The sequence below is a fragment of the Streptococcus infantis ATCC 700779 genome (genome assembly GCF_000187465.1).
GTDB classification, from domain to species: Bacteria; Bacillota; Bacilli; order Lactobacillales; family Streptococcaceae; genus Streptococcus; species Streptococcus infantis.
On sequence record NZ_GL732439.1, the window covers coordinates 659,377 to 685,950 of the forward strand.

Sequence of the window (26,574 nt, forward strand, 5' to 3'; positions counted from 1 at the left end):
AATGATTCAGACGACCTCAAAGAAGATAGTGAGGTCGTTTGAACAGAAACCTAGTGCGTACGTACCGCACATATCCTACTTCAAGACTGAAGGTTTTGTGCGGGGCTGCGGTTTACTTATATTTTTTGTTACATTGAGTTAGCATTGGGATTGAAAACAACTAATTTACCTTCAGGGTAAGAACCCAGCCAGCCACATGGGAAATTCCCTTTTTTATATGCTTTAAAAATGGTATTCCATAGTTTATTTTTATGTAAATGGGTAATATTTAGATGGCAATTAAACAAATCCATTTCAATATCATTTAAGTATTCTATGTAACCAACCTCTTTTAGCCTTGATTGAATAATGGGAACTATCTCTTTATCCCAAGTGGCTCGCTCCTGAGCTTTTGTTAATTTTAGAATTAATGAGTTATTTTCTCTTAAGTCAAGCCAACAAGTATCTACAGCTGTTTGGCTGTATAGATAAGTTTCCATTTCTTCAATGTTATTAATAAAATGCCAATCCATATTTTCAATGGTATCAAACGTCAAAAGTTTATTATCAATAACGTTAAATAACTGTTTCATTATTACATCCTTTAGTAAAAATTATCTTTTTAATAGATAAATCCAATCCTGTACAGTTACAGGAGCATACATTTCTAATTTCCCTTTTTTCAACGCTTTATGCGCTCTCGCTTGAAGTGATTGTATCTTTCTTGCCTTTTCCTTATCACATTTAGATGATTGATCAATATCATCAATTAGTTGTGCAATTGCATCACTATATGCTTTATGATAACCAAGATGTTTAGCTCTCGTTGTTCCCTTACTTTTAACTTCTGGTAGCATAATTCCGTTATTTAAAAAGAACAACTTCTTTACTAGTTAATCTTTGTAGAAGTTTGGAATTATTAAATACTTCAACAGGTAATAAATGATGTGCCTGCCTTCCCGTCCAACTAGTCTTTCCGGTTAACGCACGACCTAATTTTCATGAGTTACTTGCCGCTATACCAGCTGGATCAACCCAAGCCTGAACACTCGGCGCAAACTGATAAAGGTTATCCCCACCTGCCAACCCAATCGGATCCTGATTCACAAACCGCCCGACCTCTGGTTCGTAATAACGCATCAGGTTGTAGCGCAGCCCGGTCTCTTCATCATAATACTGGTTTTCACTGTCGGTCAGCTGGCTGTAGATCTGGTTGCCATGTCCATTTGGCACCGTATTTTTCAAGTAAATCAAAGCTGGCTTGTGGTCCCATGCTACCTGATTTATAATCATGAAGAGGGGCACCATTATCAGCCCACAATTTTTCAATACGGTCAATCAATTCCCAAGAAGCGCTAACTTCTTCCCAGTGGCTAAAGTTAGTTGAATCGTTATTCAAAACATCGTAGATTAGCTTTTCATAAGGATCTGGTGAAGCACCTGTAGCTGTAGCATCAGTTCTGTAGTCTAGCGAATTATGTGCAAGTTTGAACTCTTCTCCAACTTCTTTACCGTTAAGGCTGAGAGAGAAACCTTCGGTTGGTTGGATATAGATGGTCAAAATATTTGGTGCTAGGGGCTCTCCAAAAATTGAATCCATTTGCTTAAAGACAATATTGACATGCGTTCCCTTTTCAGTCATTCGTTTACCTGTACGGAAGAAGAATGGAACACCACGGAAACGGTCACTCTCAACAAAGAAGGCGCCTGAAGCAAAGGTTTCTGTCATTGATTCTGGGTTAACATTTGGTTCGCTACGGTAAGAAATGTACTTCATACCATCAATTTTACCAGAACGGTATTGGCCTCTAATGAATTGTTCTTTGAGTTCTTCATCAGTTGGATGATAGAGGTTTTTAAAGACCTTGATTTTCTCTGCACGAATGTCATCCTTTGTAAAACTTGCTGGTTTGTCCATGGCAAGTAGAGAAAGAAGTTGAAGTGTGTGGTTTTGTACCATATCACGAAGGGCACCAGACTCATCGTAGTAGCCTCCACGCTCTTCAACACCGAGGCGTTCTGCAAATGTAATCTGAACATTATCGATGTGGTCACGATTCCAAACATTTTCAAAGATCATATTGGCAAAACGAACTGCAAAGATACTCTGAATCATCTCTTTACCAAGATAGTGGTCGATACGATAAATTTGCTCTTCGTTAAAAGTAGCTAGAAGCTCTTCATTTAGTTTGCTTGCGGTCTCATAGTCAGTACCAAAAGGTTTCTCAACAATCAAACGTTCAAAACCTTTACCATCAACGATTTGCTCTGACTTGAGATGTTTAGCAATAGTTCCAAAGAACTGAGGTGCCATAGATAAAAAGAAGAGTTTGTTGTTTTCAGTTTGATACTTTTCATTTAACTCTGCCTGAAGTTTGCGTAATTCGATATAGTGTTCTGTATCATTGACATCATGGCTTTGATAGTAGAAGTGACTAGCGAACTCTTGAGCCTCTTCTGCGCTATCTGCCAGGTCTAAAATAGATTCGACAACAACAGATTCAAAATATTCTTTACTCCATGGGCGACGAGCAGTTCCAATTACAGCAAAATGCTCTGAAAGATTGCCTGATTTGTAAAGTCTAAAAAGTGAAGGGTAGAGCTTGCGATGAGCCAAGTCTCCACTAGCACCGAAAATTGTAACAATAACTTTTGATGACATCCAGCTACCTAATTTCTATTTACTTTCCTAGATATTCTAGGCATGAGGAAACCCTCATTTTGATACCTTCTATTTTATCATAATTTTCAAAAAAATCCAAAATCCCAATATAAGTAAGAAAAAAACTGCAAGGTAAACCTTGCAGTTTTTTAAGCGTTGAGGACCTTGTCTAAAAATTCTTTTAGACGAGGGTGTTGTGGGTTGTCAAAGATTTGATCAGGTGTACCATCTTCTAGGAATTCACCGTCGGCAGTAAAGATAACTCGATTGGCAACCTTACGAGCAAATCCCATTTCGTGGGTTACGATGATCATAGTCATGCCTTGTTCAGCCAATTCTTTCATAACGTTGAGAACATCACCGACCATCTCAGGGTCAAGGGCAGAAGTTGGTTCGTCAAAGAGCATAATATCAGGGTTCATTGCTAAACCTCGGGCGATAGCCACACGTTGTTTTTGACCACCGGATAGACTTTCAGGATTGGCATTGGCCTTGTCAGCAAGCCCAACTTTTTCAAGGAGTTCCATACCTAATTTTTCAGCTTCAGCCTTAGTCATTAACTTATGTTCTACAGGAGCGAAAGTAATATTTTCCAATACGGTCATATGTGGAAAGAGATTGAAGTGCTGGAACACCATTCCGATATTTTCACGAACATGGTCTACGTTGGTAGATTTATCCGTCAAATCATAGCCATTAATTGTGATGCTTCCTTTTGTTCCTTCTTCGAGGAGATTTAAGCTACGCAAGAAAGTTGACTTACCTGAACCAGAAGGTCCAATGATACAAACAACATCTCCTTCATAGAATTTCGCTGAAATTCCTTTAAGGACTTTATTTTTACCATATTGTTTATGTAAGTTATGAACGTCAATTTTTAATTTTGCCATTATTGAATCCTCTTTTCTAAGCGTTTGGCTAATCTAGTTAGAAGAGTGATAATCACAAGGTAGAAGACTGCGAGAATTGCATACATTTTGAAACTTTGGTAGTTACGAGCAATGATAATCTTACCAGTCTGGAAGAGTTCTACCAAACCGATTGCAGATACGATCGTTGTATCTTTCAAAGCGATAACAAATTGGTTGACGAAGTTTGGAAGCATGAGCTTGGTTGCTTGTGGCAAGACAATCTTACGCATGGTTTTTCCATATGAAATACCAAGACTTCGACTGGCTTCCATTTGTCCAACAGGAACAGCCTTAATACCACCACGTACGATTTCAGCAATGTAGGCAGCTGAGTTTAGGGAAAGTGCGATAGTACCAGCGACAAAGTCGTTGATTGGACTTTGTTGACCTGTAAGGGATTCGATAAAGTTAGGAATTCCCCAGAAAATGAAGGCTGCGAGAATCATCAATGGAATACCACGGATAACGTCAACAAAGATTTCAGCAATAAGGCGAAGAGGTTTATAAGGACTCACGCTAAACATACCAAAGATAATACCAATAACAATAGCAATTGCAAAGGAAACAAGTGCTAATGCTAGAGTGATTCCAAGACCGCTGAGGAGTTGTCTGTAGTTGTTTTTCAACAAGCCCCAGATAGTTGTTTCATCAGCGGTTGAACTTGTAGTAGTAGAATCGCTAGCTAGATACTTATCAAGAATTTTTTGGAATTCTCCATTTGCCTTAAGGTTTGCAAGCCCTTTGTTAAACTTCTCTAGCAATTCTGGATTGCTTCCTTTTTTAACTGCAAAAGCAGTTTCACCAATTGGTGTACCTGCTATTGGTGTTTTTAACTTTTGTCCTTGACTAATAGAGTATTTAATAACAGGTTCGTCGTCCATAACGGCATCAATTGAACCAGTGTTTAAGCTATCATACATAGATGCAGCATCGGAAAAAGTTTTGATCTTGTAACCGTACTTACTTTGATTCTCTGTTAGGAAGGTTTGTGAAGCAGTACCATTCTTGACACCCACAGTCTTACCGTTCAAATCTTCATAAGAAGAAATGGTACTTGATTCTTTTACACCAAGAATAGTATTTGCTGTATAGTAAGAATCAGAGAAATCAAACGTTTCTTTACGAGCGTCAGTCACTGACATACCTGCAATGATACCGTCTGCTTGTCCAGATTGGACTGCGTTAATAGCAGCATCAAAACCTGGATTGGTAATCTCGATTTCAAAACCTTGGTCTTCAGCGATTGCCTTGATTAGATCCATATCGATACCAGTGTATTGATTGCTTGAGTCCTGAAAAACAAATGGCGCAAAAGATGAGTCACTGGCGATAACATACTTCGTTTTTTCTGTATCAGCTTTTGCTATTCCTAGTGAAAGAATAGGAAATAAAATTAGCAAACAAGCTAGAATTTTTTTCTTCATGTGATGTCTCCTTTCAAGATATTTTCAAATTATATCAAAAAAGTTAAAGAAGGGCAAATATTTTATATTTTGATGTTATAAGATATAACATAGAGCGAAATTAGTTAGTCTGTTGGGAAACAGAAACTCTTTCCTTTTTATGGTAAAATAGAAAGAGTACTTAGAAAGGAAAAAAAGATGATTGTTAAGTTTGACAGAGGCCTGCTGAAAGTTCAAATTGCATGGGGTCTGTTTTTTTCTCTCGTTCCATTGTGCTTGATTATTTCTTCCCTTTTAAATGATTCTTTGTATGAGGATTATTTTGGTAAGCTCTTTCTCCTTTTCTTTCTTTTGTTTCCATTATACGCTGGTATTTATGCGGTAGATGGAATCATGAATCTTAGAAAAACAAAGAAATTGATAGAAGTAGATGAGCAGACCTTCACCTATTATGGGAAACTTTTTGGCCGAAAAACCTTTGAAATCCCCTTATCTGATATCGACCTTGTCATGAAAGATTGGTCAAGTCACACAGCCGATATCAAGCGTTCATCATCCTTTCTTTATTTTTTGAAGCGGATTGAATACTTTTTTGACTACCAATCCGAATTGGATGATAAAAAAAGATACCGAGTTCTGATGATACTATTCAAAGATAGTGAGACGGCCATCAAATTCGATAAAAAACTTGGTTTTCAGTTGCTAAAGAAAAGAAAATATGTTGCAAAGAACCAAATCATACGAATTCGCGTGGATAGAGGAGAGGTTTTCTCAGACCAAGAAATGAATGACTATATAAACGAAAGGAACGGTCATGATAGATAGAAAAGTAAATAACAAATTTAAACTTGTATCCAAATATCAACCGTCTGGGGATCAACCTCAAGCCATCGAGCAGTTGGTGGATAATATCGAGGGTGGAGAAAAGGCACAAATCCTGATGGGAGCGACTGGTACAGGAAAGACCTACACTATGAGTCAAGTCATTGCCCAGGTCAATAAACCAACTCTTGTCATTGCCCACAATAAAACCCTAGCGGGACAGCTCTATGGGGAGTTCAAGGAATTTTTCCCAGAGAATGCTGTTGAGTACTTCGTATCTTACTACGATTACTACCAGCCAGAAGCCTATGTGCCATCAAGCGATACCTATATCGAAAAAGATAGCTCGGTCAATGATGAGATTGACAAGCTTCGTCACTCAGCAACCTCAGCTCTCTTGGAGCGTAATGACGTTATCATTGTAGCATCTGTGTCTTGTATCTATGGTTTGGGATCTCCTAAAGAATATGCTGATAGCGTGGTAAGTTTGCGTCCGGGTCTTGAGATTTCTCGCGATAAACTGCTCAATGATTTGGTGGACATTCAGTTCGAACGCAATGACATTGATTTTCAGCGTGGAAGATTCCGTGTACGTGGGGATGTGGTAGAGATTTTCCCAGCCTCTCGTGATGAGCATGCTTTTCGTGTTGAGTTCTTCGGAGATGAGATTGACCGTATCCGTGAAGTTGAAGCTCTAACTGGTCAAGTTCTGGGCGAAGTGGATCATTTGGCGATTTTCCCAGCGACTCACTTTGTGACTAATGATGACCACATGGAAGTGGCTATTGCTAAGATTGAGGCTGAGTTGGAGGAGCAGTTAGCTATCTTTGAGAAGGAAGGTAAGCTCCTCGAAGCGCAACGCTTGAAACAACGAACAGAATACGATATTGAGATGCTTCGTGAGATGGGCTATACAAACGGGGTTGAAAACTACTCCCGCCACATGGATGGACGCAGCGAAGGAGAGCCACCGTACACCCTTCTTGATTTCTTCCCTGATGATTTTTTGATTATGATTGATGAGAGCCACATGACCATGGGGCAAATCAAGGGTATGTATAATGGAGACCGTTCACGTAAGGAAATGTTGGTGAATTATGGTTTCCGTTTGCCATCTGCCTTGGATAATCGTCCTCTTCGTCGTGAAGAGTTTGAAAGTCATGTTCACCAGATCGTCTATGTTTCAGCGACACCAGGTGACTATGAACATGAGCAGACTGACACCGTGATTGAACAAATCATTCGTCCGACTGGTCTTTTGGATCCAGAAGTGGAAGTCCGTCCGACTATGGGACAAATTGATGATCTTTTGGGTGAAATCAATGCCCGTGTTGAAAAGAATGAACGGACTTTTATTACAACCTTGACCAAGAAAATGGCTGAAGACTTGACTGATTACTTCAAAGAAATGGGTATCAAGGTCAAATACATGCACTCGGATATCAAGACTTTGGAGCGGACAGAGATTATCCGTGACCTGCGTTTAGGAGTCTTTGATGTCTTAGTAGGAATTAACCTTCTTCGTGAAGGTATTGACGTGCCAGAAGTTAGTCTAGTTGCTATTCTCGATGCAGACAAGGAAGGTTTCCTTCGTAATGAGCGTGGACTCATTCAGACCATCGGTCGTGCTGCCCGTAATAGCGAGGGGCATGTCATCATGTATGCAGACACTATGACTCAGTCTATGCAAAAAGCCATTGATGAAACGGCCCGTCGTCGGAAAATCCAGATGGCTTATAATGAAGAGCATGGTATTGTCCCACAAACCATCAAGAAGGAAATCCGTGACCTGATCTCTGTAACCAAGGCAGTTGCCAAGGAAGAGGATAAAGAAGTCGATATCAATAGCCTTAACAAACAAGAACGCAAGGAATTGGTTAAGAAACTGGAAAAACAAATGCAAGAAGCCGTCGAAGTGCTTGACTTTGAACTCGCAGCTCAGATTCGTGATATGATGCTGGAAGTCAAGGCTTTGGATTAGATAGGAGAGAACTTTTGAAAATTCTAGTCATCAATGGACACCCTGATAAGGAAAGTTACTGTCAAGCTATTTTACAAACTATTGTAGAAAATATTGACTCAGGTCGCCATGAACTTGAAGTCATCAATCTTAATGAAGAGGACTTTTATCCTGTTTTACGTTATGGCTATCGAAAACGTATGGAAGAAGATTCTTTTATCCTTCGTTCTCAGGAATTAATCAAATGGGCAGATCATTTCATCTTTGTTTATCCCATCTGGTGGAGTAGTATGCCTAGTCTCTTGAAAGGCTGGATTGACCGGGTCTTTACACCGGGGATTGCTTACTCTGCTAATGATCAGGGGAGTTTTATCTGGAATTACCTTAGAGGCAAGCAGTTTAAAAAGTTATTAAAAGGGAAAACAGCCAGTATTTACGCAACCTCCATGGCGCCTACTTGGTGGTACAAAATCTTTTCGGGTCCTATCAACATTCCAGATAGCTATGGCATCTCTGTTTTGAAAAATGCGGTCTTGAATCACTGTGGAATTAAAACTAAGCGCGTGTGCGTACTAGGTGAAGTTGGACGGGATGTGAATACAGCAAGTATGCGTGAAGAGCACCTCCAAAAAGTAGCAGAAGAAGTTAAAAAATTATCATGAAACAAGATAATAAAAAAGAGAAAAAATCAAAAAAACACTATAAGCCAAATCGAAAAATAAACTGGCTGGATAGAGTAAAATTGTGGTTGCTACAGCATTTAAAAATAGCTTTTCTATTAGATAGTAGTATATTTTTTTATCAGCTTTTGGGGTATTCTATTTGTTGTTTGGAACAACTCTTATTCCAAAACCCTATCAAAACTTCAATTATGTCTTTCCGCTCTTTCTGAATCTTATATTCTTAGTGAACATGCTTTATCAAGGTGTTTTTAGAGATAATTTCGATGGAATGCTGACAATACAAGATTTTGCAGATCCATTCTTGTACCTAAATGGAGTAGGTTTGTTGTTTCACTCATTTTTCGGAATAATGGGTAGAAATAGAAAGTCTATTTCTCTCTTGCTAACCTTAGATCACCGCTACATCTGGTTTCCAAGCATATTGAAAAGAAAAGGGAAAAGAAGAATATAGGGAAAACCCACTCAAATGAAAAAGAATAAAAGAAATTCAAATACAAAAAAGAATCTCTCAATGAAAGAAAGTTTTCATCTTTGGCTAGATTCTCATAAATTTTTAGGATTCTTCTCGATTCTCGGAACTATCCTAGCAATAGGACTAAGTTTGAATCTAATTTTTGAAAGCCTTCCTATTCCTTCGCCATACAGAGATATCAACTATAGTTTTCCACTATATATAAATCTTTTTTGTCTGGTATATCGATTATTTGACTATTGGTTCCTAGACTTGTCTGGGGCAAGGATGACAATAAAAAGATTTGCAGATTTATTTATTTATTTATCTTAATAGTATCGGTTTAATAGTCCATCTCTTTATTGGAATTAGCGGAAAAAACAGTAAAGGGATTTTACCTTCTCTCTTATCCCTAGATCACCGCTATATTTGGTTTCCTATAGCAACCTATCTAATCTTTTTTACTGTAGCTGCTTTAACGATTTTGTTTATGAAATTTATTGAAAATAAAAGGAGTTAATTATGAGAAAACATCTAACTATATTTAGGATTCTTTACTTACTGTTCTTGGTATTTGCCCTACTCCATTTTATCCTAGGTTTATTTGGTTTAGCTTTTACCCCAGTTTTGTGGAATATCTGGTTTTTTGGTCTCTGTTTAACCCTATTTATCCATCCATGGACAATCTTTTATAAAACAAGAATCTTTCAATGGCATCATTTGATTTTTCAAGCTCTCAGCGGATTCTTTGCTCTCATAATCTGGTTCGTGATATTTTTCTTTTTCTCCATGGTTCCAGATTCATCTATGCCAATCAATTTAGACTACTACGTTAATAAAGAAAATAATGAAATCAGAATCATCAGAGGTTCCTTACTCCATGAAATTCATGAATATCATGACTTAGTTAATCCTTTGATTATGAAATCTAAAGTTAAGTATAAGATAGAAAATTAAAGATTAGAAAGTGAGTCCTATGTCTCGAGCACAATTAACCGTTCTTACCAATATTTGTATGATTGAAGATATAGAAAAGCAGCGCGTGGTCATGCAGTATCGTTCACCCGAAAGCAACCATTGGTCTGGCTATGCCTTTCCAGGAGGACATGTCGAAGACGGAGAGGCTTTTGCAGAGTCAGTTATTCGTGAAATATACGAGGAAACAGGTCTGACAATCCAAAATCCTCAACTTGTCGGCATTAAAAATTGGCCGTTAGATACAGGTGAGCGTTATATTGTCTTTTGTTACAAGGCGACTGAGTTTACTGGTACTCTAGAATCATCTGAAGAAGGAGAAGTGTCCTGGGTACAAAAAGACCAGATTCCAAATTTGGATCTGGCTTATGATATGTTACCTTTGATGGAGATGATGGAAGCTCCAGACAAGTCTGAATTTTTCTACCGTCACCGTATAGAGGACGGGTGGGAAAAGAAAATCTTTTAATCTTTTACTAAATAACCAAGCTGGTCCAAGGCCTTCTCAATATAGAGGAGGTCTTGTTCGTTTTCAGCTTCGACTAGGTGATAATGGACGCCATCTGTTAATTCAGAAAGTGGTCTAAAGTCAGACCGTTCGACTTGCTCTAAAAAATGCTGAACGTCACGGCGACAAGAGAGTTTGAGCAAGGTTTCAATTTCCCCGTAGACAGGATGATCAATTAAGGTATTCTGAACACGTCCCCCATTATCGACGATAGCTAGAAGTTCTTGACCGATTTCTTCCATCTCGTGCTTTACTTTAAACAGCTTGTGAACATACGGATTGGTTTTGCTTTCTTTATAAATATAACCACGATTGGTTGATAAGATAGGAGCACCGTCTGCACGAAGAACTGCAATGTCCTGAACGATAATCTGGCGAGTGACATGAAAATGTTCTGCTAAGCTTTTTCCGTTTTGAGGTTTTTGAGCTTCTTTTAAGAGTTGTAGAAGTGCTTCTTTTCGATTTTTTGTCATATTCTTCTTTCTTAACGCTTAACGACGTTTTTTCAATGCTTTATAAACAGCTAATGCTAAGTAATAGTCTACCATACTATGAACAATAGTTCCAAAACCAACCAATACAAAGAGAACATAGAACATATTTTTTAGGTCTGTTCCTGTACTAGCATAGAAGATAATACAAGCAAAGACTTCGGCAATAGCGTGTACTAAACCAAGTACAAAGTTAAAAATCAAAGAAGATTTTGGATTATCTAAGATTTGAGGATGTTTTTGCAAATAGAAGGCTCCCAAAGTGCCGAAAAAGATATGGGAGAAAGCTCGAAGTACAATGACAATTGGATAACCAGCCATGAGGAATCCTAGGCTAGAAGCTATAATGACAAAGATTGCCATCCAAGGAGAAAGGAACATAGCAATAAAGATTGCAACGTGGCTTCCTAGAGTGTAAGAAGCGGGCGGAATAACAATCTTGAAGGGCATTGCCAAGGGAATCAAAATAGCGATAGCGGTTAGCAATGCGGTTAAAGTCATGAATTGGGTTTTCTTTTGTGTATTCATAATAACTCCTTTTTAAGTGTATATACAGTTGTATAGTACACTAAATAATATTATCCGTCAAGAGAGAAATTGAATTTTGAAGGAAAAATAGGTAAAATAAATTAGAGTAAAGTATCTTAGAAAGAGGAGAGAGTCAAGATGATAGATATTCTTTATCCGATTTTTATCATTCATTATTTATCCAAGCAGAAAAAAACAGGATTCCAAGTATCAAAATTTACCACATTTTCAGCCTATAGTTTCTTAATGATTTCGATAATAAGAATCGCATTTGGTTCCTTAGCTCTGATTGTTTTCTCGACACCCATATTCGGTTTCCTCTATTTCAGTATCATAGGGCTCATTCTTTATCACATTAGCATTATTTATGGCATAATCCTACTTTTCTTGTCATTGACTTTTTTCTTAGACAGTCAAAAATCTAATCAGGATATCCAAATAACGGAAAATACTCCATTTATATTACATGTGTTAATGTTAGTCTTTCATGCGCTCTTAATCTATAATACCTTGGTACCAATCTTTTCCATTTACTGAGAAAATATTTAAATATTCTTCTCTAAGTGGCAGTAGAATTGAGAAAAAACTCAATTTTTTTTAAAAAATACTTGCTTTGATAGAATTCTTGTGATATACTTATAAACGGTTTGAAAAAACTGCCTAAGACAGTAGGGGAGCAAGACTCATAAATATCCTACCGAGGACAAAACGTATCATGTAAAAAGAAGCGTATTGTACTTTCGTGTCTAGGTTTGGGCGCGTTTTTCTTTTGGAAAAATTCCCCAAGCAAAATAATTACGGAGGTGAACACACTAATGAGTGAAGCAATTATTGCTAAGAAAGCGGAACTAGTTGACGTAGTAGCTGAGAAAATGAAAGCTGCTGCATCAATCGTCGTTGTAGACGCTCGTGGTTTGACAGTTGAACAAGATACAGTTCTTCGTCGTGAGCTTCGTGGAAGCGAAGTTGAGTATAAAGTTATCAAAAACTCAATCTTACGTCGTGCAGCTGAAAAAGCTGGTCTTGAAGATCTTGCATCTGTTTTTGTTGGACCATCTGCAGTAGCATTTTCTAACGAAGATGTTATCGCACCAGCGAAAATCTTGAACGACTTTGCTAAAAACGCTGATGCACTTGAAATCAAAGGTGGTGCAATCGAAGGCGCTGTCGCATCAAAAGAAGAAATCGTTGCTCTTGCAACTCTTCCAAGTCGCGAAGGACTTCTTTCTATGCTCCTTTCTGTACTTCAAGCGCCAGTGCGCAACGTTGCTCTTGCAGTCAAAGCGGTTGCAGACAACAAAGAAGACGCAGCTTAATTATAAGCTACGCAGCGTAGCCTAGCTACAAAAAAATAACAAAATTAAATTTAAACTTATTTGGAGGAAATAACAATGGCATTGAACATTGAAAACATTATTGCTGAAATTAAAGAAGCTTCAATCCTTGAATTGAACGACCTTGTAAAAGCTATCGAAGAAGAATTTGGTGTAACTGCAGCTGCTCCTGTAGCTGTTGCTGCAGCTGGTGCTGCTGACGCTGGTGCTGCTAAAGACTCATTTGACGTTGAATTGACAGCTGCTGGTGACAAAAAAGTTGGCGTTATCAAAGTTGTACGTGAAATCACTGGTCTTGGACTTAAAGAAGCTAAAGAACTTGTTGACGGTGCACCAGCACTTGTTAAAGAAGGTGTTGCAGCAGCAGAAGCTGAAGAACTTAAAGCTAAATTGGAAGAAGCTGGAGCTTCAGTTACTCTTAAATAATAGAGCGACTACATTTGTAGCTTAAAAACATGATTAAACCGCTATTCTTAGGAGTAGCGGTTTTTCATTTTGTTCAAAAAGGGGCAAAAAAGGGGATGACTTTAGACTAGTATTTCTATTTTAGGTGAATTATTGGAGATTCCTTATGAAAAAAAATTTACTTTTTAATTGCATTTTGTTATAATAGACGCAAGAAAGAATATCTTATCGGTAAATCCTAAGCGAGCCTGAGATAGTGAGAGTCAGGTGATTGAGAGATAAGTGTGGCGCTTTTGGTATTTTAATAAAGATAATGAAGTAATAAATTAGGGTGGAACCGCGTTTTTGACGCCCCTAGTCGCAAGGCTTGGGTGTTGAAATTCGGTTCTTTTTGAATTCGTCTAATGCCTAAGTAGAAAGGAGTACAATGCTTAAAGGATCTTGTTTATGTAAAGCAGTGACTTACACTCTGGATGAGGAATTATCTGAATTAGTTTTTTGCCACTGTTCATTCTGTCGGAAAGCAACTGCGTCTGCCTATACAGTTAATGCCAAAGTTAGCAGTAAAAATCTAGTATTGCATGGAAAAGAAAAACTTGTTACGTATAGTTCTTCTCCAGGAAAACAGCGTTATTACTGCCAGAACTGTCATAGTCAAATTTTCACTGTTCAAGAAAATATACCAGAAGTCTGTGCTTTGAAATTAGGTACAATAGATGAATGCAATCAGAATTTACAAACTATTCCTAAACGTCATATTTTTCAGGACCCAGCCTTTTCTTGGTTGCTTGATAAATAAATATAAGAAGATAATATAAATTAAAGGAGTAAACAATGTCTAAAAAATTGACTTTCCAGGAAATTATCCTTACTTTGCAACAATACTGGAATGATCAGGGTTGTATGCTTATGCAGGCTTATGATAACGAAAAAGGTGCGGGAACCATGAGTCCTTATACTTTCCTTCGTGCCATTGGTCCTGAGCCATGGAATGCGGCTTATGTAGAACCATCTCGTCGTCCTGCTGACGGTCGTTACGGAGAAAACCCAAATCGTCTCTACCAACACCACCAATTCCAAGTAGTTATGAAACCATCTCCATCAAATATCCAAGAACTCTACCTTGAGTCTTTGGAAAAATTGGGCATCAACCCATTGGAACACGATATTCGTTTCGTTGAAGATAACTGGGAAAACCCATCAACTGGTTCAGCTGGTCTTGGATGGGAAGTGTGGCTTGACGGTATGGAGATCACGCAGTTCACATACTTCCAACAAGTCGGTGGTTTGGCAACTGGTCCTGTTACTGCTGAGGTTACCTACGGATTGGAACGCTTAGCTTCCTATATCCAGGAAGTAGATTCTGTTTATGATATCGAATGGGCTCCAGGTGTTAAATACGGAGAAATTTTCCTTCAACCAGAATATGAGCATTCAAAATACAGCTTTGAAGTTTCAGACCAAGATATGCTTCTTTCTAACTTCGAGAAATTCGAAAAAGAAGCAGGACGTGCGTTAGAGTTAGGTCTTGTCCACCCTGCTTATGACTATGTACTAAAATGTTCACACACCTTTAACTTGCTTGATGCACGAGGAGCTGTTTCCGTTACAGAACGTGCTGGCTACATTGCCCGTATCCGTAACTTAGCCCGTGTAGTAGCTAAAACTTTCGTAGCAGAGCGCAAGAAACTCGGCTACCCACTGCTAGACGAAGCCACACGTGCCAAACTCCTTGCAGAAGAGGAAGAATAGACAGAATTACGGGAATAAATGACTGAAAGTCGACCGTAGGTCGCTAAATAAAACAAAACCGCTGTTGAGAAAGTCGGATAAGAATTTTCTTATCCGATTGGGGAGCTGACGAGACTTAAGGCTTGGCAGTTAGCAATGAAACCGAAGGTTTGCTTGCGTCCCCCACTACTAAAGGTCTTGTTGAAGAAAATTATGTGTAAAGGAAAAAACATGACAAAAAACTTATTAGTAGAACTAGGACTCGAAGAGTTACCAGCCTACGTTGTCACACCAAGTGAAAAACAACTCGGCGAAAAAATGGCAGCCTTCTTGGATGACAACCGCCTTTCATATGAAGGGATTCAAACATTTTCAACTCCACGTCGTTTAGCTGTTCGTGTACTTGGTTTAGCAGACCAACAAACAGATTTGACTGAAGATTTTAAAGGACCTTCTAAGAAAATTGCTTTGGATGCAGAAGGAAATTTCTCTAAAGCTGCCCAAGGATTTGTCCGTGGAAAAGGCTTGACTGTTGATGATATTGAATTCCGTGAAATTAAAGGTGAAGAATATGTCTATGTAACTAAGCATGAAGCTGGAAAACCAGCGGAAGAAGTTCTGAATGGAATTCCAGAAGTCTTGGCTAGCTTAAGTTTCCCTGTTAGCATGCGTTGGGCAAACAATACTTTTGAATATATCCGTCCAGTCCACACTTTGACAGTGCTTTTGGATGATGAAGCTCTTGAACTAGATTTCTTAGATATTCATTCAGGCAGAGTGAGTCGAGGACATCGCTTCCTTGGACATGAAGTTGAAATCCGTCATGCTGATAGTTACGAAGAAGACTTACGTAAAGTCTATGTCATTGCTGATAGCATTGAACGTGAAAATATGATTCGTGAACAAATTAAGGAAATTGAAGCAGAACATGGCGTTCAAGTACAGATTGATGAAGGACTTTTAAACGAAGTCTTAAACTTGGTCGAATATCCAACCGCTTTTATGGGTAATTTTGATCCTAAATACCTAGAAGTTCCAGAAGAAGTTTTGGTTACTTCAATGGAAACTCATCAACGTTATTTTGTTGTCCGTGATCTTGAAGGAAATCTAAAACCAAACTTCATTTCAGTTCGTAACGGAAATGCTGAACACTTGGAAAATGTCATTCGAGGAAATGAGAAAGTTTTGGTTGCCCGCTTGGAAGATGGAGAATTCTTCTGGCGTGAAGACCAAAAACTCAAGATTGAAGATTTAGTTGCTAAACTTTCACACGTAACCTTCCATGAAAAGATTGGTTCACTTCGTGAACACATGATTCGTACAGGGCAAATTGCTATCCTGCTAGCTGAAAAAGCTGGTCTATCAGTTGATGAATCTATTGATCTTGCTCGTGCTGCAGCCATTTATAAATTTGACCTCTTAACCGGTATGGTTAGTGAATTTGATGAGCTTCAAGGGATCATGGGTGAGAAGTATGCGCTTCTTGCAGGTGAAAATGCTGCAGTGGCGCAAGCTATTCGAGAGCACTACCTTCCAGACTCAGCAGACGGGGCTCTTCCTGAATCTAAAGTTGGAGCAATACTTGCATTAGCCGATAAATTAGATACTCTCTTATCTTTCTTCTCTGTTGGTTTGATTCCATCTGGTTCAAACGACCCTTATGCCCTCCGTCGTGCAACACAAGGGATTGTTCGAATCTTAGAAGACTTTGGATGGAATATTCCGATGGACGAGTTGATTGCCAGTCTTTATGCTTTATCGTTTGATAGTTTAACTTACGATAACCAAGAAGAAGTGCTTAACTTCATCAAAGCTCGTGTTGATAAGATGATGGGTTCTACTGCAAAAGATATTAAAGAAGCTGTTCTCGCAAGTTCAAACTTTGTTGTCTCTGATATGATTGAAGCAGCAGAAGCTCTTTCAGAAGCTGCGAAAACTGAAGATTACAAATCATCAGTTGAGTCATTATCTCGTGCCTTTACCCTAGCAGAAAAAGCAGAAGGCTCAGTCAAAGTTGATACTAGCCTCTTTGAAAATGAACAGGAAAAAGAACTAGCTCAAGCTGTCGAAAGTCTTGAATTGAAAGGTTCAGCAAGCGATAAATTAACACAACTATTTGTTCTTAGTCCAGTGATTGATGCATTCTTTGACAATACCATGGTTATGGCAGAGGATATTGATGTTAAGAATAATCGTTTGGCTATTCTAGCTGAACTTGTCAATAAAGCAAAAACAGTGGCTGCTTTTAACCTTCTTAATACAAAATAGTAATTGAAAAGTAGATTGGAGGTCCAAATATGACACCAGAAAAAATCGCTCGTATTAATGAACTTGCTAAAAAGAAAAAAACAAAAGGCTTGACTGCGGAAGAAAAAGTAGAACAAGCCAAACTTCGTGAGGAATATATCGAAGGCTATCGTCGTTCAGTACGTCATCACATTGAAGGAATCAAAATCGTCGATGAAGATGGTAATGATGTGACTCCTGAAAAGCTTCGTCAAGTGCAACGAGAAAAAGGTTTACACGGCCGTAGTCTTGATGATCCGAATTCATAAATAAAAAAATTCTCGGTTTGTGTGTGAACCGAGATTTTTTTATTGAAAAAAGGAACCGAGTGGTTCCTTTAGGTTATTTTTTAGTTACTTGCACCAGAAGTAGCATCAGCAGCTCCGTGGCCACCATCACCATGTCCTCCAGCGTCAGATGCACCAGAAGTAGCATCGGCATCTCCGTGACCTCCTGCAGCAGGAGCAAAAGGTCCGCTACCGCCTACCAAACGTTGACCAGTTTCTTTCAAGTACCAGTCAAGCCATGGTTGGAAGTTAAAGACAATTTCATTGATACCAGCATATGATCCATCAGGATAGTACATAGCTTGGTAGTTGTGAGTATTGATAACACCTGCAGGTGAACCAGGAACAATTGTACGTACGTATTCTTGGTTGCCATTGCGAAGCGTACCAATAACCCACTCAACGTTTTTCATACGTGCAGGTGGAAGTGATCCGTGAACTGTTGACATACGGCTACCAGATTGAGGTGGTACACGTTTCGCAAACATTGTTTCTGGATCTTGGTGAGCGTTGTTGTAGTATAGGAATTGGTTGTTGTCATCAGCATATGTCAACTCAAAAGGCATAGCTTTCAAGAACATATCGATTTGGTTAACTGTAAGGATACCATGGTCAAGTTTAACGTATGTATCACCTGAAACAGCACCTGTAATTTCTGCAACTTTTTCTACCCATTCTGGATCATCAGGGTCAACTTCTGTAATAGTTGTGGCAATTGGTTTTCCACAATCCAAGTCTTCTGGTTCAATTGGTTTTGGTTTTTTCAAATTAGATACGACTCCTACGTATTTGACAAAGTTATCTAAGCAAGTTTCAAGGAATTTAACAGTTCCTTCGTTAATAATATTTCCTTTTGCATCAAAAGCTTCTTTGGCTTTTCCAAGAAGGAACTCATTACCTGGTAATGTGTAGGCATTTACTCCTGGTGCATCAAGAATTTTACGAAGGTGAACTTGAGCACGTGATGTTCCTTGATCGTAGTATGAAGCACCCACAATCATAACTGGTTTGTTTTCAAATGGATGAACTTCGTATGAAAGCCATTCAAGGACTGACTTAAGTGAAGCAGAAATAGTGTGGTTGTGCTCTGGAGTAGCAATAATCACACCATCAGCTCGAGTAATTTTGTTGTAAAGAAGGCGTAACTGGAAGCTCTCGTCCCATTTTTCGTCTTGGTTAAACATTGGAACTTCATCGATTTCCAAAACTTCTAGTTCAAATTTAAATTTAAACTGACGGCGGATGAACTCCAAGAGTTTGCGGTTATATGATTGATCGTAGTTTGATCCAACAAGTCCAACAAATTTCATTCTTTCGATCTCCTATCTTACAAATTTTCCCAATCAAAATCTTCAGCATCTTTGCGAAGAAGCTCTTGTGCATTACGCAATTTCTCAGTAACTTTAACAAAGATACGGAAGTCATCAAAGATGGCATCCAATTTCTTGATGACATCAAGATCTACCAAGTCACCATTTTGATCAAATGCTTGAAGAGAATGTGAAAGCAAGAATTCATCTGGGAGAACATTTGCTTTGATTTCAGGAGCATTAAGAATTTGCCGAAGTTGCAATTGAGCACGTGATGAACCGAGTGTACCATATGAAGCACCAGTAATCATGACAGGTTTGTTCAAAAGCGGGAATACACCATATGAAATCCAAGCAAGAGCGCTCATAAGAACAGCTGGGATTGAGTGGTCGTATTCTGGAGTACCGATAATAACTCCATCAGCAGCTTCGATTTTAGCAGCGATTTCCGTAGCTTCAGCTGGGATTTGTTTGTCAGCTGGTTTGTTAAATACAGGCAGATCTTTAATTTCTACCAATTCGATTTCTGCTTTGTCAGCAAAGTGTTTCTGCATATATTGAAGCAGTTGGCGGTTTGTGGAACGTTTTGAGTTAGTTCCTACAATAGCAATAAGTTTAAGCATGGGCTTTCCTTTCTCTTTTTGCATTATTAATGATTTATCGTTGGATACCAGATGAACAAGCTAGGCGTCCATCTTTGTCAATGAGGATGGCTTCGATACCATCAATATTTTCGACTTGCCACATAATAGAGGCGCTACGTTCGCCAAATAATCGTGTGGTCCATATCTCGCCGTCAACAGAGCGGTCAGATATAATGGTTAAACTAGCTAAATCCGTTTCAATAGGATAGCCTGTTTCACTATCGAAAATGTGGTGGTAATCCTTGCCATTGATTTCAAGATGCCGTTCATAAATCCCAGATGTAACCACTGATTTTCCAGTAATGGATAAGGTCATCAGGTGATTACCGCGTGGATTACTTGGATCTTGAATGCCGATTTGCCACGGACGTCCATCTTTTGATTGGTTGTTCCCAATTGTGAGGATGTTTCCTCCAAGATTGATAAGAGCAGAAGTGACGCCGTTTTCTTTTAAGAAAGCTGCAACCTTATCTGCACTGTACCCCTTTGCTAAACACCCTAAGTCAATTTTCATTCTCTTTTTTTCTAGGAAAACCGTAGAATTGACTGAATCGAGTTTAATAAAATGAGGGTCTATTAGTGGTAAAGCTTGAGCAATTTCTTCAGAGCTTGCAACCTTTGCATCGGAAAAACCGATACGCCAGGTTTGAACCAAAGGCCCTATACTAATATTGAGATGACTTTTAGGTGCTAGACTGTGTTCTAGACCTAATGAAATCAGTTCAAACAAATCAGGGTGGACTTTAACTGGGGCAATACCTGCCTGATAGTTAATTTCCATTAATTCAGATTCAGTACTGTTAGCATTGAAGCGGAATTCAAGTTCCTTGAGCAAATCAAAAGCTTGACGGAGAAGATTATCGGCTTGTTCATGTACTAAGGAAATAGTAATCGTAGTTCCCATTAATCGCTCAGATGATGAACTAAGAGGCAAAGAATCAACTCCCTTCGAATCACTGGGAAATAGCTACAAATCTTGAATTAAAAAGAAATTAAGAATTTATAATTTATTTCCATACAAATAGAATATCATAAAGTCAGCGTTTTCACAAATCATTTTTTACAAAAAGTCAAGAAATATGCTTAAAAAATTAAAAACAGCTCCAAATCAATGAGGACTCTTTGAAAACAAATTGATATATCTTTCAAAAACTTTCTTAAATAACATCAAACGGGTCAAAAGTCTTGAAAACGTTAACAGATAATGGTATACTTGAGAGGTAAATAAAAAAATAAAGGTAGGATTTATCTTATGAGTAAAATCGTAGTCGTGGGTGCTAACCACGCTGGAACTGCATGTATCAACACTATGTTGGACAACTTTGGAAACGAAAACGAAATCGTTGTATTTGACCAAAACTCAAACATTTCATTCCTTGGATGTGGAATGGCTCTTTGGATTGGTGAACAAATCGACGGCGCTGAAGGATTGTTCTACTCTGATAAAGAAAAATTGGAAGCAAAAGGTGCTAAAGTTTACATGAACTCACCTGTTCTTTCAATCGACTATGACAATAAAGTTGTGACAGCAGAAGTTGAAGGTCAAGAACACAAAGAGTCTTATGACAAATTGATCTTTGCGACTGGTTCAACTCCAATCTTGCCACCAATCGAAGGCGTTGAAATCGTTAAAGGTAACCGTGAGTTCAAAGCAACTCTTGAAAACGTACAATTCGTTAAATTGTACCAAAACGCAGAAGAAGTTATCAACAAACTTGCTGACAAGAGCAAACACCTTGAGCGTATCGCTGTTGTAGGTGGTGGTTACATCGGTGTTGAGCTTGCTGAAGCTTTCGAACGTCTTGGAAAAGAAGTTGTACTTGTTGATATCGTTGACACTGTATTGAACGGATACTATGACAAAGACTTCACACAAATGATGGCTAAAAACTTGGAAGACCACAACATCCGTTTGGCACTTGGTCAAACTGTTAAAGCTATCGAAGGTGAAGGAAAAGTTGAACGCTTGATCACTGATAAAGAAACATTTGATGTGGATATGGTTGTTCTAGCAGTTGGTTTCCGTCCAAACACTGCACTTGCTGATGGTAAGATCGAACTCTTCCGTAACGGTGCTTTCCTTGTTGACAAGAAACAAGAAACATCTATCCCAGGTGTATATGCTGTTGGTGACTGTGCGACTGTTTATGACAACGCTCGTAAAGACACTAGCTACATCGCTCTTGCATCAAACGCTGTTCGTACTGGTATCGTTGGTGCTTACAATGCTTGTGGACATGAGCTTGAAGGAATCGGTGTTCAAGGATCAAACGGTATCTCAATCTATGGTCTTCACATGGTTTCAACTGGTTTGACACTTGAAAAAGCAAAAGCTGCTGGTTACAACGCAACTGAAACTGGATTTAACGACCTTCAAAAACCAGAATTTATGAAGCATGACAACTATGAAGTAGCTATCAAGATTGTCTTTGATAAAGACAGCCGTGAAATCCTTGGTGCTCAAATGGTATCTCGTGATTCAGCAATTAGCATGGGAATTCACATGTTCTCACTTGCTATTCAAGAACACGTTACAATTGATAAATTAGCATTGACAGACCTATTCTTCTTGCCACACTTCAATAAACCATACAACTACATCACAATGGCTGCACTTACAGCAGAAAAATAATTGATGATATGACAAAAAAAGTAACTTCAACTATTGAAGTTACTTTTTTATTTTAAGGTTAAGAAACCTCGTCTCTTGCTGGGAAAGTAAACCCTTCTCCAAGGATTTCGTGAGCTTCCGTGATAGTGATAAAGGCCATCGGATCAACTGTATGAATCATTTCTTTCATCTTCACGATTTCATTTCTTGCGACAATACAGTAAATAATCTTTAAGTCCTTTTGGCTATAGTAGCCTTGTCCTGAGATAAAGGTAACACCACGACCGAGTTCTTCGTTAATTTTCTCGGCTAATTCCATCGGTTTTTGAGTGATAATCATAAATCCTTTTCCAGCATATCCACCCTCACCGATTAAGTCAATAACTCTTGAAACGATGAAGTCAAATAAGAGAGTATAGGTTACAAGACGTAGGTCTTGGAAGATGATTAAAATCAGCATCAGAATCAGAAAATCAAGTCCAAAAAGTAATTTTCCAACAGAGATATTGGTGTATTTATTAAGGATACGAGCGACGATATCAGTACCACCAGTTGTTCCACCCGCGTTGAAAATAACACCGAGTCCAACACCTAGGAGGACACCAGCTACTAGAGCAACCACAACGAGATCTCCTTCAAGGTTAAACTGAAGAGGAATCTTCTCAAAGATAGCTAACCAGACGGAGACGGCAATGGTTCCAAGTAGACTGGAATACAGTGATCTTAGTCCAAATATTTTCCAAGCTAGTAGGAAGAGAGGGATATTAATCAAGATATTCATCAGCGAAATAGGGATATTAAAGAGATAGTAGGTAATCAAGGTTATCCCTGTTGCTCCACCTTCGAACAAGTGATGTGGAACAACAAAATAAGTAAGTCCGAAGGCGAAGATAGCAGCTCCGAATATAATAGTTATAGTTGGTTTAATATGCCGTAGCATTGAGCTCCCCTCCTATTTTTGTGTAAAAGTGAAGTAATAATATTTTTAAAATAAGACTGATATTACAACTTCATAGATTCAATTTTCTCGGAATCAGGTGTAACACGAAGAGTTTTTTGACCGGTATAGGTAACAAAACCAGGTTTTCCACCAGTCGGTTTATTGAGTTTTTTAACCTCAATCATATCCACTTGAACGAGATTAGAAAGACGTCCTTTCGAATAGTAGGCTGCGAGTTCTGCAGCATCCGTCTTGACTTCGTCAGAAGGATTCAGGTTTCCTGAGATGACCACGTGGCTTCCTGGGATATTCTTAGCATGGAACCAAAGTTCCTCTTTGCGTGCAATCTTAAAGGTTAATTCCTCGTTTTGAAGATTGTTTCGTCCAACGAGAATAATGGTTTTCCCATCGCTAGCCAGATATTTCTCTGGCTTTTTACGCTTTTGAATTTTTTCGCGTTGACGTCTTCTAATAAAGCCTGTTTGAATTAATTCTTCACGAATTTCAGCGATTTCATCTAATCCAGCTTGATTAAGAACTGTCTCAACACTTTCCAGATAGAGAATGGTTGACTTGGTTTCTTCAATTAGATCAGTCAGATATTTAACAGCTTCTTTGAGTTTCTGGTAGCGTTTGAAGTAGCGTTGGGCATTTTGGTTGGGAGTCAAGGCCTTATCAAGCGCGATTGTAACTGGTTGATTAGTGTAATAATTATCTAAAACCACCTGATCTTGGTCATTTGGAACTTGATGAAGGAAAGTCGTTAGTAACTCGCCTTTTTGACGAAATTCCTCAGCATTTTCGGTAGCAAGCAGTTCTTTTTCTTGTTTCTTAAGCTTTTGACGATTTTTTTGCAGTTCATTCTCAACTCGGCGAATGAGTTCGCTAGCCTGTTGTTTGACGCGATCACGTTCTGCCTTATCTTTGTAAAAAACATCAAGAAGTTGAGATAAGCTTGAAAAATGTCCTTCAATTTTAGTTGAAAAAGGGACACAGGAAAAAGACTTATCAGTTAAGCATGGGTTGGTTTCTTGCTTAAAAAAGTCACGAAAATTAGAAAACCTATCATCAGTTAATAAATTCTCTAATTCAATTGCTGTATCACGGCCTAAACCTTGAAAGAGGCTTTGAAGGTTTTTAGCTGTCAATTCCTGTGTTTGTAGTATTTCAAAAAGTTTTTCATCCTTAATGGTAAAAGGATTGAGGGCCTCTGTACTTGGTGGGGCTATGTAAGTTGCACCAGGTAGGAGTGTACGGTAACTATTTTGAGAGAAACCAATGTGTTTGATAACCTCAAGAACTTTGCTGCTAGACTTATCTACGAGGAGGATATTACTATGTTTACCCATAATCTCAATGATGAGAGTGGCTTGAATATCGTCCCCAATCTCATTCTTATTAGAAACAGTGATTTCAACGATTCGATCGTTTTCAATCTGCTCGATAGACTCGATAACAGCACCCTGTAAATATTTCCTTAAAACCATGATAAAGGTAGAAGGTTGAGCAGGGTTTTCAAAGGTCGTTTCTGTCAACTGGATGCGTCCAAAAACAGGATGAGCAGAAAGGAGCAGACGATGACTTTGGCGATTGCTACGGATTTGTAAGACCAATTCTTGATCAAAGGGTTGATTAATTTTTTGAATGCGACCGTTTAGTAGTTTAGCTCGCAATTCCTCAACCATGTGGTGTAAAAAAAATCCATCAAATGACATGGTTCTCTCCTTATGAATGTATTCCATAGTATTATATCAAAAAGGTAGAATAAAATCATAGAAATATGGTATAATAAAGCCAAGTAAAGAGAATCGAGAAACACATGTATATTGAAATGGTAGATGAAACTGGTCAGGTTTCTAAAGAAATTTTAAAGCAAACTCAAGAAATTTTGGAATTTGCTGCTAAAAAAATTGGAAAAGAAGACAAGGAGATGGCAGTCACTTTTGTAACCAATGAACGCAGTCATGAACTCAATTTAGAGTTTCGTGCTACTGACCGTCCAACAGATGTTATTAGCCTTGAATATAAACCTGAATTAGAGATTACCTTTGACGAAGAGGATTTGGCAGAAGATCCTGACTTAGCAGAAATGATGTCAGAATTTGATTCTTATATCGGCGAGTTATTCATTTCAATTGATAAAGCGCATGAGCAAGCTGAAGAGTACGGTCATAGTTTCGAACGTGAAATGGGCTTTTTAGCTGTGCACGGTTTTTTACACATAAACGGTTATGATCACTACACTCCGGAAGAAGAAGCGGAGATGTTCGGTTTACAAGAAGAAATTTTAACAGCCTATGGACTCACAAGACAATAAACGAAAATGGAAGAATCGTGACTTGCTCTCAAGTTTAGATTTTGCCCTGACAGGTATTTTTACTGCCATAAAAGAAGAGCGTAATATGAGAAAGCATGCAGTGACTTCTCTCTTAGTTCTACTTGCAGGCATTGTTTTTCAAGTTTCCAGAATTGAATGGCTCTTTCTCCTATTAAGCATTTTTTTAGTAATTGCTTTTGAGATTTTGAATTCTGCTATTGAAAATGTAGTGGATTTGGCTAGCCATTATCACTTCGATATGCTTGCAAAGAAGGCTAAAGACATGGCTGCAGGTGCAGTTCTTGTTGTGTCTTTATTTGCTGCAGTGACTGGACTTATCATTTTCATCCCTAGGATTTGGGATTTGCTATTTTAAACATTATAGAGGTAACTATGACATTTAAATCAGGCTTCGTAGCCATTTTAGGACGTCCTAACGTTGGGAAGTCAACATTTTTGAATCACGTCATGGGGCAAAAAATTGCCATCATGAGTGATAAGGCGCAAACAACGCGTAATAAAATCATGGGAATTTATACCACTGATAAAGAACAAATTGTCTTTATCGATACTCCAGGGATTCACAAGCCTAAAACTGCCCTCGGAGACTTCATGGTGGAGTCAGCCTATAGCACTCTTCGGGAAGTCGATACGGTTCTCTTCATGGTCCCAGCAGACGAGCCACGAGGCAAGGGCGACGATATGATCATCGAGCGTCTCAAGGCTGCTAAAGTACCAGTCATTCTCGTGGTCAACAAGATTGACAAGGTGCATCCAGACCAACTTTTGGCTCAAATCGATGATTTCCGTAATCAGATGGACTTTAAGGAAATTGTACCGATTTCAGCTCTACAAGGAAATAATGTTTCGCATTTGATCGATATTTTGAGCGAAAACTTAGAAGAAGGTTTCCAATATTTCCCGTCAGATCAAATCACCGATCACCCAGAACGTTTCCTAGTATCAGAGATGATTCGTGAAAAAGTGTTACACTTAACGCGTGAGGAAATTCCACACTCAGTTGCAGTAGTGGTTGATTCTATGAAACGAGATGAAGAGACTGACAAGGTTCATATCCGAGCAACCATTATGGTCGAGCGTGACAGCCAAAAAGGGATTATCATCGGTAAAGGCGGTGCTATGCTCAAGAAAATTGGAACCATGGCTCGTAAAGATATCGAACTCATGCTAGGAGACAAGGTCTTCCTAGAAACATGGGTTAAGGTTAAGAAAAATTGGCGCGATAAGAAATTAGATCTTGCCGATTTTGGTTACAACGAAAAAGAATATTAAGAAGAGGTGGGCAGGAGCCTGCTTCTTGTTTTTAGAGAAGGAG

The 26,574-nt window shown here is 38.6% G+C and carries 29 protein-coding genes, 1 pseudogene and 1 other annotated feature; of the genes and pseudogenes, 17 read left to right on the forward strand and 13 right to left on the reverse strand.

Features of this window, described 5'->3' with window-relative positions:
• Window positions 1-128: 128 nt before the first annotated feature.
• From HMPREF9423_RS05625 to HMPREF9423_RS05645, 6 genes are all read right to left on the reverse strand, one after another.
• On the reverse strand, window positions 129-572 hold the full coding sequence (locus HMPREF9423_RS05625) for a hypothetical protein (protein ID WP_006148372.1): 444 nt from the start codon (window positions 570-572) through the stop codon (window positions 129-131).
• A 21-nt stretch (window positions 573-593) separates the two neighbouring features.
• On the reverse strand, window positions 594-836 hold the full coding sequence (locus tag HMPREF9423_RS05630; protein ID WP_006148373.1) for an AHH domain-containing protein: 243 nt from the start codon (window positions 834-836) through the stop codon (window positions 594-596).
• 142 nt (window positions 837-978) lie between these two features.
• Window positions 979-1,272, reverse strand: coding sequence for an RHS repeat-associated core domain-containing protein (locus HMPREF9423_RS12740; protein ID WP_080555143.1), 294 nt, complete (start codon window positions 1,270-1,272; stop codon window positions 979-981).
• Window positions 1,163-2,641 (reverse strand): glucose-6-phosphate dehydrogenase, encoded by a 1,479-nt coding sequence (gene zwf, locus HMPREF9423_RS05635; RefSeq protein WP_006148375.1) that lies wholly within the window; start codon window positions 2,639-2,641, stop codon window positions 1,163-1,165. Before zwf ends, HMPREF9423_RS12740 begins: the two co-directional genes overlap by 110 nt.
• Window positions 2,642-2,790: 149 nt before the next feature.
• Complete coding sequence (locus tag HMPREF9423_RS05640) at window positions 2,791-3,531, reverse strand: amino acid ABC transporter ATP-binding protein (protein ID WP_006148376.1); 741 nt, start codon at window positions 3,529-3,531, stop codon at window positions 2,791-2,793.
• Entirely contained in the window at window positions 3,531-4,976 is a 1,446-nt protein-coding gene (locus tag HMPREF9423_RS05645; protein ID WP_006148377.1) for an amino acid ABC transporter substrate-binding protein/permease, read from the reverse strand. The genes HMPREF9423_RS05640 and HMPREF9423_RS05645 overlap by 1 nt, the downstream gene beginning before the upstream one ends.
• 372 nt (window positions 4,977-5,348) lie before the next feature.
• Between HMPREF9423_RS05645 and HMPREF9423_RS05650 the strand changes: the two genes are divergently transcribed.
• The 7 genes and pseudogenes from HMPREF9423_RS05650 to HMPREF9423_RS05675 all read left to right on the forward strand — a co-directional run bounded on the left by HMPREF9423_RS05650 (window position 5,349) and on the right by HMPREF9423_RS05675 (window position 10,315).
• The gene (locus HMPREF9423_RS05650; protein WP_338060538.1) at window positions 5,349-5,780 is read left to right on the forward strand and encodes a hypothetical protein; all 432 of its coding nucleotides are present in this window, start codon (window positions 5,349-5,351) and stop codon (window positions 5,778-5,780) included.
• Window positions 5,770-7,758 (forward strand): excinuclease ABC subunit UvrB, encoded by a 1,989-nt coding sequence (uvrB, locus tag HMPREF9423_RS05655; protein ID WP_006148379.1) that lies wholly within the window; start codon window positions 5,770-5,772, stop codon window positions 7,756-7,758. Before HMPREF9423_RS05650 ends, uvrB begins: the two co-directional genes overlap by 11 nt.
• Window positions 7,759-7,772: 14 nt before the next feature.
• Complete coding sequence (locus HMPREF9423_RS05660) at window positions 7,773-8,399, forward strand: NAD(P)H-dependent oxidoreductase (protein ID WP_006148380.1); 627 nt, start codon at window positions 7,773-7,775, stop codon at window positions 8,397-8,399.
• Window positions 8,396-8,629 carry a hypothetical protein gene (locus tag HMPREF9423_RS12645; RefSeq protein ID WP_006148381.1) on the forward strand — a complete coding sequence of 78 codons (234 nt, stop codon included), beginning with the start codon at window positions 8,396-8,398 and terminating at the stop codon, window positions 8,627-8,629. The genes HMPREF9423_RS05660 and HMPREF9423_RS12645 overlap by 4 nt, the downstream gene beginning before the upstream one ends.
• A gap of 530 nt (window positions 8,630-9,159) precedes the next feature.
• Window positions 9,160-9,391, forward strand: a pseudogene (locus HMPREF9423_RS12440) (hypothetical protein).
• Between the two features lie 2 nt (window positions 9,392-9,393).
• On the forward strand, window positions 9,394-9,828 hold the full coding sequence (locus tag HMPREF9423_RS12650) for a hypothetical protein (protein ID WP_006148384.1): 435 nt from the start codon (window positions 9,394-9,396) through the stop codon (window positions 9,826-9,828).
• Between the two features lie 19 nt (window positions 9,829-9,847).
• Entirely contained in the window at window positions 9,848-10,315 is a 468-nt protein-coding gene (locus HMPREF9423_RS05675) for an 8-oxo-dGTP diphosphatase (RefSeq protein ID WP_006148385.1), read from the forward strand.
• Here the strand turns inward: HMPREF9423_RS05675 and HMPREF9423_RS05680 are convergent.
• Window positions 10,312-10,827: a transcription repressor NadR gene (locus HMPREF9423_RS05680; RefSeq protein ID WP_006148386.1), complete on the reverse strand. Its 516-nt coding sequence runs from the start codon at window positions 10,825-10,827 to the stop codon at window positions 10,312-10,314. The genes HMPREF9423_RS05675 and HMPREF9423_RS05680 overlap by 4 nt on opposite strands.
• Window positions 10,828-10,845: 18 nt before the next feature.
• Entirely contained in the window at window positions 10,846-11,373 is a 528-nt protein-coding gene (locus HMPREF9423_RS05685) for an ECF transporter S component (protein WP_006148387.1), read from the reverse strand.
• 641 nt (window positions 11,374-12,014) lie between these two features.
• Window positions 12,015-12,150: a sequence feature (ribosomal protein L10 leader region), on the forward strand.
• A gap of 38 nt (window positions 12,151-12,188) precedes the next feature.
• Here HMPREF9423_RS05685 and rplJ point away from each other — a divergent pair.
• The 6 genes from rplJ (at window position 12,189) to HMPREF9423_RS05715 (ending at window position 17,398) form a co-directional block, all read left to right on the forward strand.
• Complete coding sequence (gene rplJ, locus HMPREF9423_RS05690) at window positions 12,189-12,689, forward strand: 50S ribosomal protein L10 (protein ID WP_004252632.1); 501 nt, start codon at window positions 12,189-12,191, stop codon at window positions 12,687-12,689.
• A 75-nt stretch (window positions 12,690-12,764) separates the two neighbouring features.
• The gene (gene rplL, locus HMPREF9423_RS05695; protein WP_006148388.1) at window positions 12,765-13,133 is read left to right on the forward strand and encodes a 50S ribosomal protein L7/L12; all 369 of its coding nucleotides are present in this window, start codon (window positions 12,765-12,767) and stop codon (window positions 13,131-13,133) included.
• Window positions 13,134-13,539: 406 nt separating this feature from the next.
• Window positions 13,540-13,911, forward strand: a complete 372-nt coding sequence (locus HMPREF9423_RS05700) for a GFA family protein (RefSeq protein ID WP_006148389.1) — start codon at window positions 13,540-13,542, stop codon at window positions 13,909-13,911.
• Window positions 13,912-13,946: 35 nt separating this feature from the next.
• Window positions 13,947-14,864, forward strand: coding sequence for a glycine--tRNA ligase subunit alpha (glyQ, locus tag HMPREF9423_RS05705; protein WP_006148390.1), 918 nt, complete (start codon window positions 13,947-13,949; stop codon window positions 14,862-14,864).
• A gap of 210 nt (window positions 14,865-15,074) precedes the next feature.
• On the forward strand, window positions 15,075-17,111 hold the full coding sequence (glyS, locus tag HMPREF9423_RS05710) for a glycine--tRNA ligase subunit beta (RefSeq protein ID WP_006155816.1): 2,037 nt from the start codon (window positions 15,075-15,077) through the stop codon (window positions 17,109-17,111).
• A 29-nt stretch (window positions 17,112-17,140) separates the two neighbouring features.
• Window positions 17,141-17,398, forward strand: coding sequence for a DUF896 family protein (locus HMPREF9423_RS05715; protein ID WP_006148392.1), 258 nt, complete (start codon window positions 17,141-17,143; stop codon window positions 17,396-17,398).
• 80 nt (window positions 17,399-17,478) lie between these two features.
• Here the strand turns inward: HMPREF9423_RS05715 and HMPREF9423_RS05720 are convergent, their stop codons facing one another.
• The 3 genes from HMPREF9423_RS05720 to HMPREF9423_RS05730 are packed head-to-tail and all read right to left on the reverse strand — an operon-like array spanning window position 17,479 to window position 20,304.
• Entirely contained in the window at window positions 17,479-18,726 is a 1,248-nt protein-coding gene (locus HMPREF9423_RS05720) for an NAD(P)H-dependent oxidoreductase (protein ID WP_004252639.1), read from the reverse strand.
• A gap of 17 nt (window positions 18,727-18,743) precedes the next feature.
• Window positions 18,744-19,349: an NADPH-dependent FMN reductase gene (locus HMPREF9423_RS05725; RefSeq protein ID WP_004252640.1), complete on the reverse strand. Its 606-nt coding sequence runs from the start codon at window positions 19,347-19,349 to the stop codon at window positions 18,744-18,746.
• Between the two features lie 34 nt (window positions 19,350-19,383).
• Entirely contained in the window at window positions 19,384-20,304 is a 921-nt protein-coding gene (locus HMPREF9423_RS05730) for an FAD:protein FMN transferase (protein ID WP_006148394.1), read from the reverse strand.
• Between the two features lie 318 nt (window positions 20,305-20,622).
• Between HMPREF9423_RS05730 and nox the strand changes: the two genes are divergently transcribed.
• Window positions 20,623-22,002: a H2O-forming NADH oxidase gene (nox, locus tag HMPREF9423_RS05735; RefSeq protein WP_004252642.1), complete on the forward strand. Its 1,380-nt coding sequence runs from the start codon at window positions 20,623-20,625 to the stop codon at window positions 22,000-22,002.
• A gap of 58 nt (window positions 22,003-22,060) precedes the next feature.
• On the opposite strand, the gene HMPREF9423_RS05740 is transcribed toward nox, so the two are convergent.
• Window positions 22,061-22,921: a YitT family protein gene (locus HMPREF9423_RS05740; RefSeq protein WP_006148395.1), complete on the reverse strand. Its 861-nt coding sequence runs from the start codon at window positions 22,919-22,921 to the stop codon at window positions 22,061-22,063.
• A gap of 62 nt (window positions 22,922-22,983) precedes the next feature.
• A complete protein-coding gene (locus tag HMPREF9423_RS05745; RefSeq protein WP_006155814.1) occupies window positions 22,984-24,636 on the reverse strand; it encodes an Rqc2 family fibronectin-binding protein in 1,653 nt (550 codons plus the stop codon).
• Window positions 24,637-24,740: 104 nt separating this feature from the next.
• Between HMPREF9423_RS05745 and ybeY the strand changes: the two genes are divergently transcribed.
• From ybeY to era, 3 genes are read left to right on the forward strand one after another with little or no spacing between them, the layout of a single operon-like run.
• The gene (gene ybeY, locus HMPREF9423_RS05750) at window positions 24,741-25,238 is read left to right on the forward strand and encodes an rRNA maturation RNase YbeY (protein ID WP_006148397.1); all 498 of its coding nucleotides are present in this window, start codon (window positions 24,741-24,743) and stop codon (window positions 25,236-25,238) included.
• Window positions 25,219-25,614, forward strand: a complete 396-nt coding sequence (locus HMPREF9423_RS05755; protein WP_004252647.1) for a diacylglycerol kinase family protein — start codon at window positions 25,219-25,221, stop codon at window positions 25,612-25,614. Before ybeY ends, HMPREF9423_RS05755 begins: the two co-directional genes overlap by 20 nt.
• Before the next feature lie 17 nt (window positions 25,615-25,631).
• Window positions 25,632-26,531 (forward strand): GTPase Era, encoded by a 900-nt coding sequence (era, locus tag HMPREF9423_RS05760; protein ID WP_006155820.1) that lies wholly within the window; start codon window positions 25,632-25,634, stop codon window positions 26,529-26,531.
• Window positions 26,532-26,574: the final 43 nt, after the last annotated feature.

Coding starts and splice junctions, on each gene's coding strand:
- HMPREF9423_RS05640 (WP_006148376.1), bottom strand. CDS start 3,531: ATGGCAAAATTAAAAATTGACGTTCATAACTTACATAAACAATATGGT.
- HMPREF9423_RS05685 (WP_006148387.1), bottom strand. CDS start 11,373: ATGAATACACAAAAGAAAACCCAATTCATGACTTTAACCGCATTGCTA.
- HMPREF9423_RS05715 (WP_006148392.1), top strand. CDS start 17,141: ATGACACCAGAAAAAATCGCTCGTATTAATGAACTTGCTAAAAAGAAA.
- zwf (WP_006148375.1), bottom strand. CDS start 2,641: ATGTCATCAAAAGTTATTGTTACAATTTTCGGTGCTAGTGGAGACTTG.
- glyS (WP_006155816.1), top strand. CDS start 15,075: ATGACAAAAAACTTATTAGTAGAACTAGGACTCGAAGAGTTACCAGCC.
- HMPREF9423_RS05650 (WP_338060538.1), top strand. CDS start 5,349: ATGAATCTTAGAAAAACAAAGAAATTGATAGAAGTAGATGAGCAGACC.
- glyQ (WP_006148390.1), top strand. CDS start 13,947: ATGTCTAAAAAATTGACTTTCCAGGAAATTATCCTTACTTTGCAACAA.
- HMPREF9423_RS05725 (WP_004252640.1), bottom strand. CDS start 19,349: ATGCTTAAACTTATTGCTATTGTAGGAACTAACTCAAAACGTTCCACA.
- HMPREF9423_RS05700 (WP_006148389.1), top strand. CDS start 13,540: ATGCTTAAAGGATCTTGTTTATGTAAAGCAGTGACTTACACTCTGGAT.
- rplJ (WP_004252632.1), top strand. CDS start 12,189: ATGAGTGAAGCAATTATTGCTAAGAAAGCGGAACTAGTTGACGTAGTA.
- HMPREF9423_RS05745 (WP_006155814.1), bottom strand. CDS start 24,636: ATGTCATTTGATGGATTTTTTTTACACCACATGGTTGAGGAATTGCGA.
- rplL (WP_006148388.1), top strand. CDS start 12,765: ATGGCATTGAACATTGAAAACATTATTGCTGAAATTAAAGAAGCTTCA.
- HMPREF9423_RS12740 (WP_080555143.1), bottom strand. CDS start 1,272: ATGATTATAAATCAGGTAGCATGGGACCACAAGCCAGCTTTGATTTAC.
- HMPREF9423_RS05755 (WP_004252647.1), top strand. CDS start 25,219: ATGGACTCACAAGACAATAAACGAAAATGGAAGAATCGTGACTTGCTC.
- HMPREF9423_RS05740 (WP_006148395.1), bottom strand. CDS start 22,921: ATGCTACGGCATATTAAACCAACTATAACTATTATATTCGGAGCTGCT.
- uvrB (WP_006148379.1), top strand. CDS start 5,770: ATGATAGATAGAAAAGTAAATAACAAATTTAAACTTGTATCCAAATAT.
- era (WP_006155820.1), top strand. CDS start 25,632: ATGACATTTAAATCAGGCTTCGTAGCCATTTTAGGACGTCCTAACGTT.
- HMPREF9423_RS12645 (WP_006148381.1), top strand. CDS start 8,396: ATGAAACAAGATAATAAAAAAGAGAAAAAATCAAAAAAACACTATAAG.
- HMPREF9423_RS05720 (WP_004252639.1), bottom strand. CDS start 18,726: ATGAAATTTGTTGGACTTGTTGGATCAAACTACGATCAATCATATAAC.
- HMPREF9423_RS05625 (WP_006148372.1), bottom strand. CDS start 572: ATGAAACAGTTATTTAACGTTATTGATAATAAACTTTTGACGTTTGAT.
- ybeY (WP_006148397.1), top strand. CDS start 24,741: ATGTATATTGAAATGGTAGATGAAACTGGTCAGGTTTCTAAAGAAATT.
- HMPREF9423_RS05630 (WP_006148373.1), bottom strand. CDS start 836: ATGCTACCAGAAGTTAAAAGTAAGGGAACAACGAGAGCTAAACATCTT.
- nox (WP_004252642.1), top strand. CDS start 20,623: ATGAGTAAAATCGTAGTCGTGGGTGCTAACCACGCTGGAACTGCATGT.
- HMPREF9423_RS05675 (WP_006148385.1), top strand. CDS start 9,848: ATGTCTCGAGCACAATTAACCGTTCTTACCAATATTTGTATGATTGAA.
- HMPREF9423_RS12650 (WP_006148384.1), top strand. CDS start 9,394: ATGAGAAAACATCTAACTATATTTAGGATTCTTTACTTACTGTTCTTG.
- HMPREF9423_RS05645 (WP_006148377.1), bottom strand. CDS start 4,976: ATGAAGAAAAAAATTCTAGCTTGTTTGCTAATTTTATTTCCTATTCTT.
- HMPREF9423_RS05680 (WP_006148386.1), bottom strand. CDS start 10,827: ATGACAAAAAATCGAAAAGAAGCACTTCTACAACTCTTAAAAGAAGCT.